The organism is Streptomyces sp. NPDC001020 (assembly GCF_053599115.1).
This window is the reverse complement of record NZ_JBSFLQ010000003.1, coordinates 115,057-132,111: the sequence shown is the minus strand read 5'-3', so window position 1 is coordinate 132,111 and position 17,055 is coordinate 115,057. Positions and strand designations below refer to the sequence as shown.

Genomic DNA, 17,055 nt, shown 5'->3' with positions numbered 1-17,055 from the left:
CTACGGCGCGCCTCAGGACTGCCGCCGCACCACGTAGGCCGCGCCCCGGTCAGCCGGTTCCTCCCCTACGTACTCCTGTCCTCGCATCTCGCACCACGCGGGGATGTCCAGCCGCGCCGCCTCGTCGTCGGCGAGGACGCGTACCGTGGCGCCGACCGGGACGTTCTCGATGACCTTCGCCAGCTCGATCACCGGGAGCGGGCAACGCTTGCCGAGGGCGTCCACGACGAGGGCGTCCTCGTGCGCGGTCGTCCGCACGGACGGCGCGCCCAGCTTCTCGCGCACCCCCGCCACCGCGCCCGGCAGCACCGAAAGGAACCGGTCGACTTCCTCCGCCGGTGTCGCAGGCGGCAGTGACACCCGGACGTTGCCCTCGCTCAGCACCCCCATCGCCTTCAGTACGTGGCTCGGTGTCAGCGTGCTGCTCGTGCAGGACGATCCGGACGAGACCGAGAAGCCCGCGCGGTCCAGCTCGTGGAGCAAGGTCTCTCCGTCGACATAGAGACAGGAGAAGGTGACGATCCCGGGCAGACGGCGGACCGGGTCACCCACCACCTCCACGTCCGGGACCAGCTCAGGCACCCGTACCCGGATCCGTTCCGTCAGCTCCCGCAGCCGTACCGCCTCCTCGGCGGCCTCCGCCCGCACCGCCCGCAACGACGCCGCGGCCGCCACGATCGCCGGGATGTTCTCGAACCCCGCGACCCGTCCTGACTCCCGCTCGTCCACAGGTCCTTGGGGCGCGAAGCGCACTCCCTTACGTACTACGAGAAGTCCGACACCCGACGGTCCGCCCCATTTGTGGGCACTGGCCGTCAGGGCCGACCAGTCACCCTCCACCGGACCCCAGCCCAGCGACTGCGCCGCGTCCACCAGCAACGGCACCCCGACCGCACGGCACAGGGCGGCCACCTCGGCCACCGGCTGCGCCGTACCCACCTCGTGGTTGGCGGACTGGAGGCAGGCCAGCGCGGTGTCCGGGCGCAGCGCTTCCCCGTACGCCTCAGGGGTGACCGCGCCCGCGCGGGAGACCGGCACCCGGGTCACCGTCCCGCCGTCCGCCTCGAACGCCTCCGCCGCATGGAGAACCGAGGAGTGTTCGACCGAGGACACGATCAGGTGACGTCCGACCCGGCGTCGGCCCGCCAGCACGCCCGCGATCCCGGAGTGCACCGCCCGTGTGCCGGACGGGGTGAAGACCAGCTCGTCAGGGCGGCAGCCCACCGCCTCGGCGGCCGCCTCGCGTGCCGCGTCCAGTAGGAGCCGGGCCCGGCGCCCCTCGCGGTACAGCCGGGCGGGATCGGCCCATCCCTCGTCGAGCGAGGCCTGCAGGGCCTGGCGGGCGACGGGGTGGAGCGGGGCGGCGGAGGCGGCGTCGAAGTAGGACACACCGCAACGCTAACTGCTGAGGTCGCACGGCCCCGTGAAGGGGCCCGAGCCTCCGTCAGAGGCATGCCGCCGTCGGCGTTTCAGGGGCCCGGGAACCGTCTCCCTGAGGGTGCGGTCGCTCCTTCGGGGTGTCCGGCGGCGCGTTGGGTACCCTCCCCGCGCGACCCCAAATGGCGTCCAGTAGGGTTTGGTCCGCATAAACATCCAAACCCCTGCCCGACGCAGGGCGGCAGCCGACCTGCGAGAAGGCCGCAGCCAACCGCGCGGGCGAGACTCTCGGGAAGGCGCTACGTGAGTCCCAACGGCTCCGACCGCTCGCCGCGGCGCCCGATGCGGCGGAAGCTGCTGCAGGCGCTGACTGCGGGCCTGGTCCTGGCGACCGCGACCGGTTGCACATATAAGGACTTCCCCCGGCTTGGCATGCCGACCCCGACCACGGAGGAGGCTCCCCGGATCCTCTCCCTGTGGCAGGGGTCCTGGGCGGCCGCGCTCGTCATCGGCTGCCTGGTCTGGGGCCTGATCCTGTGGAGTGCGTTCTTCCACCGGCGCAGCCGCACCAAGGTCGAAATCCCCGCGCAGACCAGGTACAACCTGCCCATCGAGGCGCTGTACACCGTGGTTCCGCTCCTCATCGTTTCGGTGCTCTTCTACTTCACCGCGCGTGACGAGTCGAAGCTCATGGACATCTCCAAGAAGCCCGACGTCACCGTCAACGTCGTCGGCTACCAGTGGAGCTGGGGCTTCAACTACGTCACCCCGCTCCCCGGGGTGACGGGTGACGCCAAGACCGATCCGAACCTCAACGCGATTCCGGACCGGTACAAGAAGGACTTCCCGGCGAACGCCGGTGGTGTCTACGACTTCGGCGTGCCTGCCACGCGGAACCCCCAGACCGGCAACCCTGGCCCGACGCTCTGGCTGCCCAAGGGTAAGACGGTCCGGTTCGTCCTCACCTCGCGTGACGTCATCCACTCCTTCTGGGTGGTGCCGTTCCTGATGAAGCAGGACGTCATTCCGGGCCACACCAACGCCTTCCAGGTGACCCCCAACCAGGAGGGCACCTTCCTGGGCAAGTGCGCCGAACTCTGCGGCGTCGACCACGCCCGGATGCTGTTCAACGTGAAGGTCGTCTCGCCCGAGCGCTACGAGCAGCACCTCAAGGACCTTGCGAAGAAGGGGCAGACCGGTTACATCCCCGCTGGCATCGCGCAGACGAGCCACGAGAAGAACCGGAAGGCGAACACACTGTGAGCATCCTCAACGAACCCCAGGGTGCCGCCGCAGCTGAGGACTCGTACGAGAACGAGCTGCCGGTACGGCGCAGGCAACCGGGCAACGTCGTCGTCAAGTGGCTGACCACCACCGACCACAAGACGATCGGCACGCTGTACCTGGTCACGTCCTTCGCGTTCTTCTGCATCGGCGGCGTCATGGCGCTCCTCATGCGCGCCGAGCTCGCCCGGCCGGGCATGCAGATCATGTCGAAGGAACAGTTCAACCAGGCGTTCACGATGCATGGCACGGTCATGCTGCTGATGTTCGCGACGCCGCTGTTCGCCGGCTTCGCGAACTGGATCATGCCGCTGCAGATCGGCGCGCCCGACGTGGCGTTCCCGCGGCTGAACATGTTCGCCTACTGGCTCTACCTGTTCGGCTCGCTCATCGCGCTCGGTGGCTTCCTCACCCCGAACGGTGCGGCCGACTTCGGCTGGTTCGCCTACAGCCCGCTGACGGACGCTGTCCGCTCGCCCGGCATCGGCTCCGACCTGTGGATCATGGGTCTGGTCTTCTCCGGATTCGGCACGATCCTCGGCTCGGTCAACTTCATCACCACGATCATCTGTATGCGTGCCCCCGGCATGACCATGTTCCGCATGCCGATCTTCGTGTGGAACGTGCTGCTGACCGGTGTGCTCGTCCTGCTGGCCTTCCCGGTCCTCGCTGCGGCGCTGTTCGCCCTGGAGGTGGACCGCAAGTTCGGTGCGCACGTCTTCGACGCGACCAACGGCGGCGCCCTGCTGTGGCAACACCTCTTCTGGTTCTTCGGCCATCCAGAGGTGTACATCATCGCCCTGCCGTTCTTCGGCATCGTTTCCGAAATCATCCCGGTCTTCAGCCGTAAGCCGATGTTCGGCTACATGGGCCTGGTCGCCGCGACCATCTCCATCGCCGGTCTGTCGATCACTGTGTGGGCGCACCACATGTACGTCACGGGTGGCGTGCTGCTTCCGTTCTTCTCCTTCATGACGTTCCTCATCGCCGTACCCACCGGCGTGAAGTTCTTCAACTGGATCGGAACGATGTGGAAGGGCTCGCTGTCCTTCGAGACACCGATGCTCTGGGCGACCGGCTTCCTGGTCACCTTCACCTTCGGTGGTCTGACCGGTGTCATCCTGGCCTCGCCGCCGCTGGACTTCCACATCTCGGACTCGTACTTCGTGGTGGCGCACTTCCACTACGTGGTCTTCGGTACGGTCGTCTTCGCGATGTTCGCCGGCTTCCACTTCTGGTGGCCGAAGTTCACCGGCAAGATGCTCGACGAGCGCCTCGGCAAGATCACCTTCTGGACCCTGTTCGTCGGCTTCCACGGCACCTTCCTGGTGCAGCACTGGCTGGGTGCCGAGGGCATGCCGCGTCGTTACGCGGACTACCTCGCGGCCGACGGCTTCACCGCCCTGAACATGGTCTCGACGATCTGCTCGTTCCTGCTCGGCCTGTCGATGCTGCCGTTCTTCTACAACATCTGGAAGACGGCCAAGTACGGCAAGCCGGTCGGCGTCGACGACCCGTGGGGCTACGGCCGTTCACTCGAGTGGGCGACGTCCTGCCCGCCGCCGCGGCACAACTTCCTCACGCTGCCGCGGATCCGCTCCGAATCGCCCGCCTTCGACCTGCACCACCCGGAGGTCGCCGCGCTGGAGCACCCTGAGCTCGCCGGTGTCGGCGGCAAGGGCATCGCTGGTGGCAAGGAGGCCGGCAAGTGAAGATCCAGGGCAAGATGTTCATCTGGCTGGCCGTCTTCATCCTCGCCACCGCCATCGTCTACGGCGTGTGGTCGAAGGAGCCGGCCGGTACCACCGCGCTCTTCCTGGCCTTCGGCCTGAGCATCATGATCGGCTACTACCTGGCCTTCACGGCCCGGCGGGTCGACACGGGCGCTCAGGACAACAAGGAGGCCGATGTCGCGGACGACGCCGGTGAGCTGGGCTTCTTCAGCCCGCACAGCTGGCAGCCGCTGGCCCTCGGTTTCGGTGGCGCGCTCGCCTTCCTGAGCGTCGCGATCGGCTGGTGGCTGATGTACTTCTCGATTCCCATCATCCTCATCGGTGTGTGGGGTTGGGTCTTCGAGTACTACCGCGGCGAGAACCGCACCCAGTAACACGCGCTGAGCGCACGGGAGCCCGGACACTCCGACAGGAGCGTCCGGGCTCCCTCTTTTGGCCTCCGCCGCCTCCCTCGGACGGCCCACTCGGCGTGCCGCGACGGGTGGGGCTTCCTAGCGTGAGGGCATGAGCCACTCAGTGTTCTTCCGGCGCGCCGCAGCGCCCGATCCGCGCCCGCCGGCGCGGGGCCCGCGGCACCGTACAGTCGTCAACTGCGCCCTGCTGGTGATCGCCCTCGGCGTGGGTCCCGTCGCCTGTGGGACCGGAGGCGACCCGCTCTCGGAGAAGCCGTACGACGCGGCCGACGACATCGACTTCAACGTGCCCGTCGGCGACGGCAAGAAGGCCGACCCCACCAAGCCCCTGGAGATCTCCCTTTCGGGCTCGGACGGGCGCATCACGGACGTCACGGCCACCGACGCCCGAGGACGCCATGTGGCCGGTGAACTCTCCGCGGACGGCGGCCGCTGGCACAGCACCTCACCGCTGGCCGCGAACACCCACTACACGGTGCAGGTGAGCACGGAGGACGACGACGGTGCCCCCGGCCGCAAGGTCTACGACGTAGAGACCAACACGCCGAAGACCAAGAAGCGGCTGAACATCAAGTTGGGCCCCAAGACCGGCACCTACGGCGTCGGCCAGCCGGTCACCGCCGAACTCAGCGAGCCCGTCAAGGACAAGGCGTCCCGGGGCATCGTGGAGCGCGCCCTCAAGGTGGACTCCGAGCCCGCTGTCGACGGCTCCTGGTACTGGGTCGACGACAAGACGCTCCACTACCGACCCAAGGAGTACTGGCCCGCCCACGCCACCATCACGGTCCACAGCAACCTCGCGGACGTGAAGGTCGCCGAGAACCTCTGGGGCGGCGACACGAAGCCCCTGAAGCTCACCACGGGAGACCGCGTCATCGCCGTCACGGACGCCGCCGCACACGTGCTGACGGTCTACAAGGACGACAAGCCACTCAAAACGATCCCCGTCACCACCGGGCGGCCCGGCTACGCCACCCGTAACGGAATCAAGGTCATATTGGACAAGCAGGCCACGGTACGGATGCGCGGCGCCACCATCGGCATCTCCGAGGGCTCCTCGGACTCGTACGACCTGTTGGTCCACTGGGCGGCCCGGGTCACCTGGAGCGGCGAGTACGTGCACGCCGCCCCCTGGTCCGTCGGCTCCCAGGGGTACGCCAACGTCAGCCACGGCTGCACCGGGATGAGCAACGGCAATGCTCAGTGGTTCTTCGACACGGTGCGGGTGGGCGACATCGTCAAGGTCGTCAACTCCGGGGGTACGGACATGACCCCGTTCGGCAACGGCTTCGGCGACTGGAACCTCGACTGGGCGAAGTGGCGCAAGGGCAGCGCCCTGGTCGGCTCACCCAACGGACCGAGCCCCCAGGACCGTGCGCGACTGCGCCCGCAGGCGGCCTGAGTTCGGGCCTGCGGAGCTCCTGCCTCCCGGACAGGGCGTGGGGCGCTCAGACGCTCGAGAGGGCCTTACGTCGCAACAACGCAGCCAACGACGAGGCGAACTCCGCAGGCTCGACCGGCAGCGTCACAGCGGCGTCGGCCCGGCTCCATGTCGCCAGCCACGCATCCTGCGGTCGCGCGATCAGCAACAGCACCGGCGGGCAGTCGAAGACCTGGTCCTTGATCTCCCGGCAGACGCCCATCCCGCCCATCGGCACGGCCTCGCCGTCCAGGACGCATACGTCGATGCCGCCCTTGTCCAGCTCCCTGAGGACGGCGCCCGGCGTCGCGCACTCCACGAACTCGACCACGGGGAGGTCCGGAGCGGGCCTGCGCCCGGTCGCGAGCCGCACCTGTTCTCGGGTGGTGGAGTCGTCGCTGTAGACCAGCACCGTGGCGGTCGGCTGCATGCTTCCCTCCGGGACATCAGTGTCGTACGGAATGGACCGTTGGGGCGGATGGTACTCCGTCGGGTACCCCGTCAACAGCGGTTCGGACACGCCTTTGATGCGCCATCCGGGCACTACACACGGTACGGACACCCCGAACAGCACCCCCCGGGGTGAGGGCGGGATAAGCGACCGACATAATGTCGGTCGTGGCGACAGCAACGACAGTAGAAACCGGGCACGCGCACCCGTCGGTCAATCGACCGAACCTCACCAGCGTCGGAACCATCATCTGGCTGAGTTCCGAGCTGATGTTCTTCGCGGCCCTCTTCGCGATGTACTTCACCCTGCGATCGGTGACCGGGCCGGCTCACTGGAAGGAGATGGCGAGTCATCTCAACTTCCCGTTCTCGGCGACGAACACCACGATCCTGGTGCTTTCCTCTCTGACCTGTCAGCTCGGCGTCTTTGCCGCCGAGCGCGGGGATGTGAAGAAGCTCCGGGGTTGGTTCATCGTCACCTTCATCATGGGTGCGATCTTCGTCGGCGGTCAGATCTTCGAGTACACCGAGCTGGTGAAGAAGGACGGCCTCTCGCTGTCCTCGGACCCGTACGGCTCGGTGTTCTACCTGACCACCGGATTCCACGGCCTGCACGTGACGGGCGGTCTCATCGCCTTCCTGCTGGTCCTTGGGCGCACCTACGCGGCGAAGAGGTTCACCCATGAGCAGGCGACCGCTGCCATCGTCGTGTCCTACTACTGGCACTTCGTCGATGTCGTCTGGATCGGCCTCTTCGCCACGATCTACATGATCAAGTAATCGGTCGCCGACGGGTGACGATCACCCGCGACGACACGATCAATTTCCAGAAGCATCGACGCAGAAGATCCTGACACCGGGGTAATCCGTGAAAAAGCTCTCCGCACGACGACGCCATCCGCTGGCGGCTGTCGTCGTCCTACTCCTCGCGCTGGCGGCCACCGGGGGGCTGTACGCCGCGTTCGCGCCCGCGAGCAAGGCGCAGGCCGATGAGACCGCCCAGTCCCTCGCCATCGAAGAGGGCAAGAAGCTCTACCGGGTGGGCTGCGCCAGCTGCCACGGCACCAACGGTCAGGGCAGCTCCGACGGTCCGAGCCTGGTGGGCGTGGGCGCCGCGGCCGTGGACTTCCAGGTGGGCACCGGCCGTATGCCGGCAGCCACCTCCCAGGGCGCTCAGGCGCCGCGGAAGAAGACCGTCTACACGCAGGCCCAGATCGACCAGCTCGCGGCCTACGTCGCCTCCCTCGGCGCCGGCCCGGCCGTGCCGACGAAGGACGACTACAGCCCCGCGGGTGCCGACCTGGGCAGGGGCGGCGAGCTCTTCCGCCAGAACTGCGCGCAGTGCCACAACTTCACCGGTAAGGGTGGCGCTCTGACGCACGGCAAGTTCGCGCCGACCCTTGAGGGTGTCGCCCCGAAGCACATCTACGAGGCCATGCAGACCGGCCCGCAGAACATGCCGTCCTTCCCCGACACCACGCTGTCGTCGGAGAACAAGAGGGACATCATCGCGTACCTCGACGCGGTCAACAGCGATGAGACCAAGAACCCGGGCGGTCTGGAGCTGGGCGGTCTCGGCCCGGTCTCCGAGGGCCTGTTCGCGTGGATCTTCGGACTCGGTGCGCTGATCGCGGTCGCCGTCTGGGTCGCCGCTCGGACCGCAAAGGCCAAGAAGTCATGAGTAGCCAAGACATTCCAGAAGAGAACCTGCCCGCTGAGCAGGTAACGGCGCCCGGTACGGTCGCGGACGAGGTTCACCCGTTCGCCGACCCCGGTCTCCCGCCCCACGAGCCTCGTATCCAGGACATCGACGAGCGGGCAGCCAAGCGCTCCGAGCGCACGGTCGCCCTGCTGTTCACGGTGTCGATGCTGGCCACCATCGCCTTCATCGTGGCGTACCTCGCCCTCCCCACTGACAAGTCGATCTACGTCTTCCCGCTCGGCCACATCAGCGCGCTCAACTTCGCGCTGGGTCTGACGCTGGGCGTGGCGCTGTTCGCGATCGGCGCGGGCGCGGTCCACTGGGCCCGCACCCTGATGTCCGACGAGGAGGTCGCCGACGAGCGTCATCCGATCGAGGCGGCCCCCGAGGTCAAGGCCAAGGTCATGGCCGACTTCCGTCAGGGCGCCAAGGAGTCCGCGATGGGTCGGCGCAAGCTGATCCGCAACACGATGTTCGGCGCGGTGGCCCTGGTGCCGCTCTCCGGCATCATGCTGCTGGGCGGCCTCGGCCCGAAGCCCGGGACGAAGCTGCGCCACACTGCCTGGCGTAAGGGCAAGCTCCTCGTCAACATGAACACGAACCAGCCGATGCGTCCTTCGGACGTCGCGGTCGGCTCGCTCACCTTCGCCAAGCCCGAGGGCCTGGAGGAGCACGACGAGAACTTCCAGAACGAGATCGCCAAGGCGGCCCTGATGCTCGTCCGGCTGGAGCCGGACAACATCAAGGACAAGAAGGAACTCGAGTGGTCCCACGAGGGCATCGTGGCCTACTCGAAGATCTGCACCCACGTCGGTTGCCCGATCTCCCTCTACGAGCAGCAGACGCACCACGTCCTCTGCCCGTGTCACCAGTCCACCTTCGATCTCTCCGACGGTGCCCGAGTCATCTTCGGCCCGGCCGGTCACGCCCTGCCGCAGCTGCGCATCGGCGTCAATGCGGACGGTTACCTCGAGGCGCACGGCGACTTCGAAGAGCCCGTCGGTCCTGCTTTCTGGGAGCGCGGATGAGCACTACGACGACCAACGACTCCGGCGCGCGCCGAGCGGCGCCGGCCGGCGAGCGCGTGGCGGACTGGGCCGACGGCCGCCTGGGGATCTACTCCCTGGCCAAGGCCAACATGCGCAAGATCTTCCCCGACCACTGGTCGTTCATGTTGGGTGAGGTCTGCCTCTACAGCTTCATCATCATCATCCTCACGGGTGTGTACCTGACGCTGTTCTTCCACCCGTCGATGAACGAGGTGGTCTACGACGGCAGTTACGTGCCGCTGCAGGGCCAGATGATGAGTGAGGCGTTCAAATCGACGCTGCACATCAGCTTCGACGTCCGCGGTGGTCTGCTGATCCGGCAGATCCACCACTGGGCGGCGCTGATCTTCCTCGCCGGCATGTTCGTGCACATGATGCGCGTGTTCTTCACGGGCGCGTTCCGCAAGCCGCGTGAGATCAACTGGCTGTTCGGCTTCCTGCTGTTCGTCCTGGGCATGTTCACCGGCTTCACCGGTTACTCGCTCCCGGACGACCTGCTCTCCGGCACCGGTGTCCGCTTCATGGAGGGCGCGATCTTGTCCGTGCCGATCGTCGGTACGTACATCTCGATGTTCCTCTTCGGCGGCGAGTTCCCGGGGCACGACTTCGTGGCCCGCTTCTACTCGGCCCACATCCTGCTACTGCCGGGCATCATGCTCGGTCTGATGGTCGGTCACCTGATCCTGGTCTTCTACCACAAGCACACGCAGTTCGCGGGTCCCGGCAAGACGAACAACAACGTCGTCGGCATGCCGCTGCTGCCGGTGTACATGGCCAAGGCCGGAGGCTTCTTCTTCCTGGTCTTCGGTGTCATCGCGGCCATCGCGGCGATCGCCTCGATCAACCCGATCTGGGCCATCGGCCCCTACCGGGCGGACCAGGTGTCCACGGGCGCCCAGCCCGACTGGTACATGGGCTTCGCCGAGGGCCTGATCCGAGTGATGCCGGGTTGGGAGATCAACGTCTGGGGTCACACGCTCGTCCTGGGTGTGTTCATCCCGCTGGTGATCTTCCCGCTGGTCCTCGCCTCGATCGCGGTCTACCCGTTCATCGAGTCGTGGGTCACCGGCGACAAGCGCGAGCACCACATCCTGGACCGCCCGCGCAACGCGCCGACGCGTACCGCCTTCGGTGTCGCGTGGATCACCGCGTACATGGTGATGCTGGTCGGCGGTGGCAACGACCTGTGGGCCACGCACTTCCACCTGTCGATCAACGCGATCACCTGGTTCGTGCGGATCGCGTTCTTCGCCGGCCCGGTCCTCGCGTTCGTCGTCACCAAGCGGGTCTGCCTCGGCCTTCAGCGCCGCGACCGCGACAAGGTGCTGCACGGCCGTGAGTCGGGCATCATCAAGCGGCTGCCGCACGGTGAGTTCATCGAGGTGCACGAGCCGCTCAGCCAGGAGCAGCTGCACACGCTCACCGCGCACGAGCAGTACACGCCGGTCGAGATCGGTCCGCTGGTCGACGAGAACGGCGTCGAGCGGAAGATCAAGGGCTCGGAGAAGCTCCGCGCCAAGCTGAGCAGCGCCTACTACGGGGATCTGAACCAGATCCCCAAGCCCTCGGCTGAGGAGTACAAGGAGATCACGAGCGGCCACGGCCACCACTGATCGCTGCGCGCCACGCCACGGCCGAAGGACCCCGTCCAGTTCCCGGACGGGGTCCTTCGCCGTCTCCCACGCTGGATAGGCTGGACATACAAGACTCGTGTCCCGTTCGGGACACCGACCCAGGAGCGGCTTATGACTGCTGTGACCCCCGCTGGAGGCGACACCGCGGCGGGCCGTTCCTGGCCCGCCCTGCTGAACGGCCTGCTGGAGGGCCGAAACCTCACGTCGGACGACACCGCCTGGGCGATGGACCTGATCATGCGCGGCGAGGCGACCGACGCACAGATCGCCGGATTCGCGGTGTCGCTGCGCGCCAAGGGGGAGACCGTAGAGGAGATCTCCGGCTGTGTGCGTGCGCTGTACGAGCACGCGAGCGTGATCGAGGTGCCGGGGCGCACGGTCGACATCGTCGGCACGGGCGGCGACGGCGCGAAGACGGTGAACATCTCCACCATGTCCTCGATCGTCGTCGCCGGCACCGGCGCGAAGGTCGTCAAGCACGGCAACCGGGCCGCGTCCTCGGCGTCCGGGGCCTCCGACGTCCTGGAGAAGCTCGGCGTCAGTCTGGAGCTGACGCCGCGCCGGGTCGCGGAGGTCGCGGAGGAGGCCGGGATCACCTTCTGCTTCGCCGCGAGGTTCCATCCGGCGCTGCGGCATGTCGCCGCTGCCCGAGGGCAGTTGGGGGTGCGGACCGTGTTCAACTTCCTCGGTCCGCTGGCCAACCCGGCACAGGTGAAGGCCCAGGCAGTCGGTGTCGCCGATCCGCGGATGGCGCCGATCATGGCGGGAGTCTTCGCGGCACGCGGTAACTCGTCGCTGGTGTTCCGCGGCGACGACGGTCTGGACGAGCTGACGACGACCTCCACGTCCCGGGTGTGGATCGTGCGCGACGGCAAGGTCACCGAGGAGTCCTTCGACCCGCGGGACGTCGGTATCGAGCTGGTGCCGGTGGAGGCGCTGCGGGGTGCGGACGCCTCGTACAACGCGGATGTCGCGCGGCGAGTGCTCGCGGGCGAAGAGGGGCCGGTGCGGGACGCGGTGCTGTTGAACTCGGCGGCGGCCCTGGTGGCGCTGGAGCCCACCGAGGCACCCCTCGCCGAGCAGATCCGCGTCGGGATGCGGAAAGCGGCGGAGTCGATCGACTCGGGGGCGGCCCGGCGGACGCTGGAGCGCTGGGTGGCCGCGAGCAACAAGTAGCGTTCCGTGGTGTGCGGAGCCCGGCACGGCCGGGCTCCGCGGCGTCGTCGCGCGTCGCGATGCCACAGGGCGCCTGTACGTCCCGGGATCCGGACAGAGGTTGCGGTCGGTGATCACGTCACGTACGGTCCTGAACAGGTCATGAGCGACAGTCATTCGGCCCCGGCCGACTGTCCGGCAACCCTCCGTCCGTGGCGGGGTGCCCCGGGTGAAGACCAGGCCGTGGGCAGCGAGGTCCGCGGCAAGCGCGGACCCCTCGCGTCACCAGGGGTCCTGGTCGTTCGAGGGAGCCTTCCCGTGAGCAAGCGAATGCGTTAGGGCCGCAGAGCCCCACCCTCGCATCCCCTTCTCCTTTCACCCGCCCTGTGCCGCTGACGCAGGCGCGCCCTGTCGCGCGCCGCCCGGCACGGCGATTCCGCCTGCTTTCACGGGAGTGCACTCATGTCCGTCTCCACCGCTGCCGTCGACCGGTCCGATCGCGCCCCTCTGCCCGTTCTGGGCAGGGACGTCACCGTCCCGCTCGTCACCGGCGGCGAGGTCACCTACGCCGCGCTCGACTACGCCGCCAGCGCCCCGGCCCTGCAGCGGGTCTGGGACGACGTGGCGGCGTACGCGCCGTACTACGGCAGCGTCCACCGCGGTGCCGGGTACCTCTCGCAGTTGTCCACCGACCTCTACGAGAACGCCCGCAGGACCGTGGCCGACTTCCTCGACTGCGACATCGAAGGCAGCCTGGGCGAAGCCCAGTCCGGCAAGGGCGGTGGTGGGCGACGGGAGGGACACGAGGTGATCTTCACCCGGTCCACCACCGACTCGCTCAACCTCCTCGCCGCCGCCCTACCGGCCGACTGCCGGGTCTTCGTCTTCGAGACCGAGCACCACGCCTCCCTGCTGCCCTGGCGAAAGGCCCAGGTCACCTACCTCGACGCGCCGCGCACCCCGCGCCAGGCCGTCGAGACCCTGGAGCGTGCCCTCGCGGACCGGGACCCTTCCCCAAGCTCTCGACTTCGTTCGAGCAGGGGAGGCCCCAATGGCCCGGCCCTCGTCTGCGTCACCGGCGCCTCCAACGTCACCGGCGAGCTGTGGCCCGTACGCGAACTCGCGGCGGCCGCCCACGCGCACGGAGCCCGGATCGTCCTGGACGCCGCCCAGCTCGCTCCGCACCACCCGGTGTCCGTCCGCGACCTCGATGTCGACTGGGTCGCCTTCTCCGGCCACAAGCTGTACGCCCCCTTCGGCTCCGGAGTCCTGGCCGGGCGTGCCGACTGGCTGCGCGAGGCCGAACCGTACCTCGCGGGCGGCGGTGCCAGCCGCAGGGTCAACCGGCGCGCGGACGGGGGAGTGGACGTCGAGTGGCACGAGACCGCCGCCCGGCACGAAGCGGGCTCGCCCAACGTCATCGGCGCCTACTCCATCGCCGCGGCCTGCAAGGCCCTCACCGAGGCCGGCTTCGAGTCGCTGGTCGCCCGCGAGCAGTACCTGGTCCGCAAGGTCAGGGAAGGGCTCGCCGAGCTACCGGAGGTCAGGGTGCTCTCCCTGTTCGGCGACGACGCGCCCCGCGTCGGCGTGATCTCATTCGTCGTCGACGGCTGGGACAGCTCCCACTTCGCCGCCGCGCTCTCCGCCGAGTACGGCATCGGTGTGCGGGACGGCCTGTTCTGCGCCCATCCGCTGGTGCGCACCCTGCTCGGCGGCGACCCGCAGGCACCGGGCGAGTGCGGCGCCTCCGAGGCCGCGCCCGGTGAGAAGTCCCTGAACGCGATCCGCGTCAGCTTCGGCGCGGGTACCCCCGACGAGCACGTGGAGCGCTTCGTCCGCGCGGTCGGGGAGCTCGTCGACGGTGGCGCGCAGCGGCGGTACCGGACGGAGGAGGGTCGCCGTGTCCCCGCGGTCTGATACGGGCTGAGGGCGGGTCGGCCGGGGCCACGGGTGGGCGTGGCCGCGGGAGGGCGGGCGGAGCGCACGGTCGTCCGTGGGCCCGCACCCGACCGGGCGGCCCGGTCTGGTCAGGGCTGGTCCGAGCGAGGGCCCCTCAGTTGTCCAGGCCGATCGCGAACGCTGCCTCCAGGTCGTGCTGCGAGTACGTCCGGAAGGCCACGTGGGTGTCCGTGCCCAGGACGCCCGGGATCTTGCTGATCCGGCCGGGGATGACGTCCGCGAGGTCGTCGTGGGCCTTCACGCGGACCATGGCGATGAGGTCGTACGTACCGGTGACGGAGAAGACCTCGCTGACGCAGTCCAGCGCGGCGATCGACTCGGCGATCTCGGGGATCCGGTCCACGCTGGTCTTGATGAGCACGATCGCGGTGATCACGGCTGGTGTTCTCCCTCGGGGGCCTCGGCTGGGGTTTTCACCCTACTCGTACGGCCGTAGCGCACCCACGCGTAGAGGAAGCCCAGCGAGAAGCCGATCAGGTGGGCGAGGTAGGCGACCCCGGGGCTCTGCGTGGCGCGGCCCGCCGCCAGCCATTGCAGGGTCGCCCAGAAGGGCAGCACCACCCAGGCCGGAAAGCGCAGCGGAAGGAAGAGCAGGAACGGGAAGAGACTGGTCACCCGCGCCCGGGGGAACAGGAAGAGGAAGGCGCCGAGGACGGCGGAGATCGCCCCGGACGCCCCGACCAGCGACTGCGTCGAGTCGGCGTTGGCCGCCGCGTATCCCAGCAGCGCGAGAAAGCCGCAGCCCAGGTAGAAGAGGGCGAACTCCAGGCGGCCCATCCGCTCCTCTGTCATCGCCCCGAAGACATGGAGGAAGAGCATGTTGCCCAGCAGATGCACCCAGCTGCCGTGCACGAACAGTGCCGTCGCGGGCGTGAGCCCGGCCCGTGGCGCTCCGCTGAACAGTTCCACGGGCACCACGCCCCAGCGGGCGAAATAGGCCCGCTGAGCGGCGAGCAGCGCGTCCCCGGTGCCGTACGTGGGGTTCAGGCTTGCGGCCGGTCCGATCAGGAAGATCAGACAGCACAGGGCGATCAGTCCGTGTGTCATCGGCGCCGACGGTGCCCGCAGCGCTCTGGCGGCAGCCCTGCTCCAGGTGCTGATCATGGGACAGAGCATGGCGTAACCGGACGGATACGCACAGAGTGCCTCGCCGTTGGGGACGGGCGGGCGTGGAGTGCCCGCCAGGCCGTAGGGTTACGACCCACACGCTCCGGGGAAGCTGGCGCATCACGGAGACTGGAAGAAAGAAGAGTAGCCACGATGACGGTTCCCCTGCCGACCGAGACGACCCGGTGGCGCTGCACGCTCTGCGGCAACCTCACACGTTTCGACGTGACCCGCTCGTCGAAGGTCGTCGAGTACGTGCACCTCGATCTGTCCGGTGAGCCCAAGGTCGAGGAGCGCGAGGTGGTCAGTGAGACCATCGAGTCGGTGCGTTGCCGCTGGTGCAACGCCGTGGACCAGGTGGAACTCGTGGACAGGCCGGGCGCCGGCTCCTGAAGGAGGCGGCTCCCGCACAGGTATTGGGGTGACGGATGGTGGAGACCGCGGGCGGGGAGCCGGTCGACGGCGCCGCTGAGGTGCTCGACCGTCCGCTGCCCGACGGCGTGCGCCGCCGGGTCATGCAGATCGTCGCCGACGGCTTCGGCGGGCTGACCCTCGGCGAACTGCCCGCACAGCTAAGACAGTACGCCCGGTTCACCCCGAACCGCCGGGCCAAGTTCGCCGGTAACGCCATGGCGGCGGCCGTGGAGACCGATGCGGTGTTCCGGCAGCGCATCGGGGAGAAGCTCAAAGAGGCCCAGCCGGAACTCACCGGTGCCCTCGACTCCGGCTCGCCACCCCCGGCCGCGGACCCGCTCGACGTGGCCGCCGCGGCGTATGTGCTGCGCCCCGCGGGCTGGGTGAAGCTGGTGACCGCCGTCGGCGAGGAGGTCCAGCGCGCGGACGCCGAGCGGGCCGACGAGGAGAGCCGCGCGGAACTGGAGCGGCTGCGAGCGGAGTTGACGGCCGCCCGCGCCCACACCCGCGCCGAGACCGAACGGCTGCGTACGGAACTGGAGTCGGCACGCAAGGAAGCCGAATCGCTTCAGCGCAAGCTGCGCGCGGCTCTCAGTGACGTCAAGCGCGGTGAGTCCGCCCTGCGCAAGACGCGGCACGAGGTCGAGGCCATACGGGCCGAGGGCCAGTCGCAGGTGTCCGCCGCCGAGAGCGAGACCCGGCGGCTCAAGGCGCGTCTCGGGGAGGCGGAAGCCGCCCTGGAGGCCACGCGCAGGGCGGCGCGTGAGGGGCGCAGCGTCGAGGACATGCGCGTACGGCTGCTGCTCGACACCGTGCTGGAAGCGGCCCAGGGGCTACGGCGGGAACTCGCGCTGCCGCCGGTGTCCGCACGGCCGGCGGAGACCGTGGACGCGGTCGAGCCGGGGCGAATGACCCCGAAGGACATCGCGGCCCGCGCACTGTCCGAGAACGATCCCGCGATTCTCGACCAGTTGCTCGCGCTGCCACAGGTGCATCTGGTCGTCGACGGCTACAACGTCACCAAGACCGGCTATCCGCAGATGCCGTTGGAGAAGCAGCGTCTCAGGATCCTCGGTCAGCTCTCGCAGCTCGCCGCGCAGACCGGTGCCGAGGTCACGTGTGTCTTCGACGGGGCCGAGCTGGTCGCGCCCGTCCTGCTGGCCCCGCCGCGTGGAGTACGGGTGCTGTTCTCCAAGCCGGGCGTCACCGCCGACGAGTTGATCCGGCAACTGGTGCGCGCGGAACCGCCGGGCCGGCCGGTCATCGTCGCCTCCACCGACCGCGAGGTGGCTGACGGCGTCGCCAGGGCGGGTGCGCGCCCGGTCGCGTCCGCGGTCCTGCTCAAGCGTCTGTCCTGA

Annotated in this window: 16 protein-coding genes and 1 riboswitch; of the genes, 12 read left to right on the top strand and 4 right to left on the bottom strand. The window is 68.6% G+C overall.

All coding sequences use genetic code 11. From position 1 onward, the window contains the following. Positions 1 to 12: 12 nt before the first annotated feature. Complete coding sequence (locus ACWDEX_RS03570) at positions 13 to 1,389, bottom strand: aminotransferase class V-fold PLP-dependent enzyme (RefSeq protein WP_450461496.1); 1,377 nt, start codon at positions 1,387 to 1,389, stop codon at positions 13 to 15. A 291-nt stretch (positions 1,390 to 1,680) separates the two neighbouring features. On the opposite strand from ACWDEX_RS03570, the gene ctaC reads away from it, so the two are divergent. The 4 genes from ctaC (at position 1,681) to ACWDEX_RS03550 (ending at position 6,209) form a co-directional block, all read left to right on the top strand. Continuing rightward, a complete protein-coding gene (ctaC, locus tag ACWDEX_RS03565) occupies positions 1,681 to 2,640 on the top strand; it encodes an aa3-type cytochrome oxidase subunit II (protein WP_450461495.1) in 960 nt (319 codons plus the stop codon). Continuing rightward, a complete protein-coding gene (gene ctaD / locus ACWDEX_RS03560; protein WP_450461494.1) occupies positions 2,637 to 4,373 on the top strand; it encodes an aa3-type cytochrome oxidase subunit I in 1,737 nt (578 codons plus the stop codon). Before ctaC ends, ctaD begins: the two co-directional genes overlap by 4 nt. Next, positions 4,370 to 4,768 carry a cytochrome c oxidase subunit 4 gene (locus tag ACWDEX_RS03555; protein ID WP_450461493.1) on the top strand — a complete coding sequence of 133 codons (399 nt, stop codon included), beginning with the start codon at positions 4,370 to 4,372 and terminating at the stop codon, positions 4,766 to 4,768. Before ctaD ends, ACWDEX_RS03555 begins: the two co-directional genes overlap by 4 nt. A gap of 130 nt (positions 4,769 to 4,898) precedes the next feature. Then, complete coding sequence (locus tag ACWDEX_RS03550; protein ID WP_450461491.1) at positions 4,899 to 6,209, top strand: Ig-like domain-containing protein; 1,311 nt, start codon at positions 4,899 to 4,901, stop codon at positions 6,207 to 6,209. Positions 6,210 to 6,255: 46 nt separating this feature from the next. On the opposite strand, the gene ACWDEX_RS03545 is transcribed toward ACWDEX_RS03550, so the two are convergent. Continuing rightward, positions 6,256 to 6,657: a hypothetical protein gene (locus tag ACWDEX_RS03545; protein WP_450461490.1), complete on the bottom strand. Its 402-nt coding sequence runs from the start codon at positions 6,655 to 6,657 to the stop codon at positions 6,256 to 6,258. Positions 6,658 to 6,836: 179 nt separating this feature from the next. On the opposite strand from ACWDEX_RS03545, the gene ctaE reads away from it, so the two are divergent. From ctaE to ACWDEX_RS03515, 6 genes are all read left to right on the top strand, one after another. Next, entirely contained in the window at positions 6,837 to 7,457 is a 621-nt protein-coding gene (gene ctaE, locus ACWDEX_RS03540) for an aa3-type cytochrome oxidase subunit III (RefSeq protein ID WP_450461488.1), read from the top strand. Between the two features lie 88 nt (positions 7,458 to 7,545). After that, a complete protein-coding gene (qcrC, locus tag ACWDEX_RS03535) occupies positions 7,546 to 8,358 on the top strand; it encodes a cytochrome bc1 complex diheme cytochrome c subunit (protein ID WP_450461486.1) in 813 nt (270 codons plus the stop codon). Then, complete coding sequence (gene qcrA, locus ACWDEX_RS03530) at positions 8,355 to 9,407, top strand: cytochrome bc1 complex Rieske iron-sulfur subunit (RefSeq protein ID WP_450461484.1); 1,053 nt, start codon at positions 8,355 to 8,357, stop codon at positions 9,405 to 9,407. The genes qcrC and qcrA overlap by 4 nt, the downstream gene beginning before the upstream one ends. Then, positions 9,404 to 11,041, top strand: a complete 1,638-nt coding sequence (qcrB, locus tag ACWDEX_RS03525; protein WP_450461482.1) for a cytochrome bc1 complex cytochrome b subunit — start codon at positions 9,404 to 9,406, stop codon at positions 11,039 to 11,041. Before qcrA ends, qcrB begins: the two co-directional genes overlap by 4 nt. Positions 11,042 to 11,173: 132 nt before the next feature. After that, complete coding sequence (trpD, locus tag ACWDEX_RS03520; protein WP_450461481.1) at positions 11,174 to 12,238, top strand: anthranilate phosphoribosyltransferase; 1,065 nt, start codon at positions 11,174 to 11,176, stop codon at positions 12,236 to 12,238. A gap of 137 nt (positions 12,239 to 12,375) precedes the next feature. Then, positions 12,376 to 12,492: riboswitch (SAM riboswitch) on the top strand. Positions 12,493 to 12,679: 187 nt separating this feature from the next. Next, the gene (locus tag ACWDEX_RS03515; RefSeq protein WP_450461480.1) at positions 12,680 to 14,134 is read left to right on the top strand and encodes an aminotransferase class V-fold PLP-dependent enzyme; all 1,455 of its coding nucleotides are present in this window, start codon (positions 12,680 to 12,682) and stop codon (positions 14,132 to 14,134) included. A 136-nt stretch (positions 14,135 to 14,270) separates the two neighbouring features. On the opposite strand, the gene ACWDEX_RS03510 is transcribed toward ACWDEX_RS03515, so the two are convergent. Together ACWDEX_RS03510 and ACWDEX_RS03505 are read right to left on the bottom strand one after the other, a co-directional pair. Continuing rightward, positions 14,271 to 14,552, bottom strand: coding sequence for an Lrp/AsnC family transcriptional regulator (locus ACWDEX_RS03510; RefSeq protein ID WP_450461479.1), 282 nt, complete (start codon positions 14,550 to 14,552; stop codon positions 14,271 to 14,273). Beyond that, entirely contained in the window at positions 14,549 to 15,280 is a 732-nt protein-coding gene (locus tag ACWDEX_RS03505; protein WP_450461478.1) for a rhomboid family intramembrane serine protease, read from the bottom strand. The genes ACWDEX_RS03510 and ACWDEX_RS03505 overlap by 4 nt, the downstream gene beginning before the upstream one ends. A gap of 156 nt (positions 15,281 to 15,436) precedes the next feature. Between ACWDEX_RS03505 and ACWDEX_RS03500 the strand changes: the two genes are divergently transcribed. Together ACWDEX_RS03500 and ACWDEX_RS03495 are read left to right on the top strand one after the other, a co-directional pair. Continuing rightward, entirely contained in the window at positions 15,437 to 15,676 is a 240-nt protein-coding gene (locus ACWDEX_RS03500; protein WP_450461477.1) for a hypothetical protein, read from the top strand. Between the two features lie 35 nt (positions 15,677 to 15,711). After that, positions 15,712 to 17,055: an NYN domain-containing protein gene (locus tag ACWDEX_RS03495; protein ID WP_450461476.1), complete on the top strand. Its 1,344-nt coding sequence runs from the start codon at positions 15,712 to 15,714 to the stop codon at positions 17,053 to 17,055.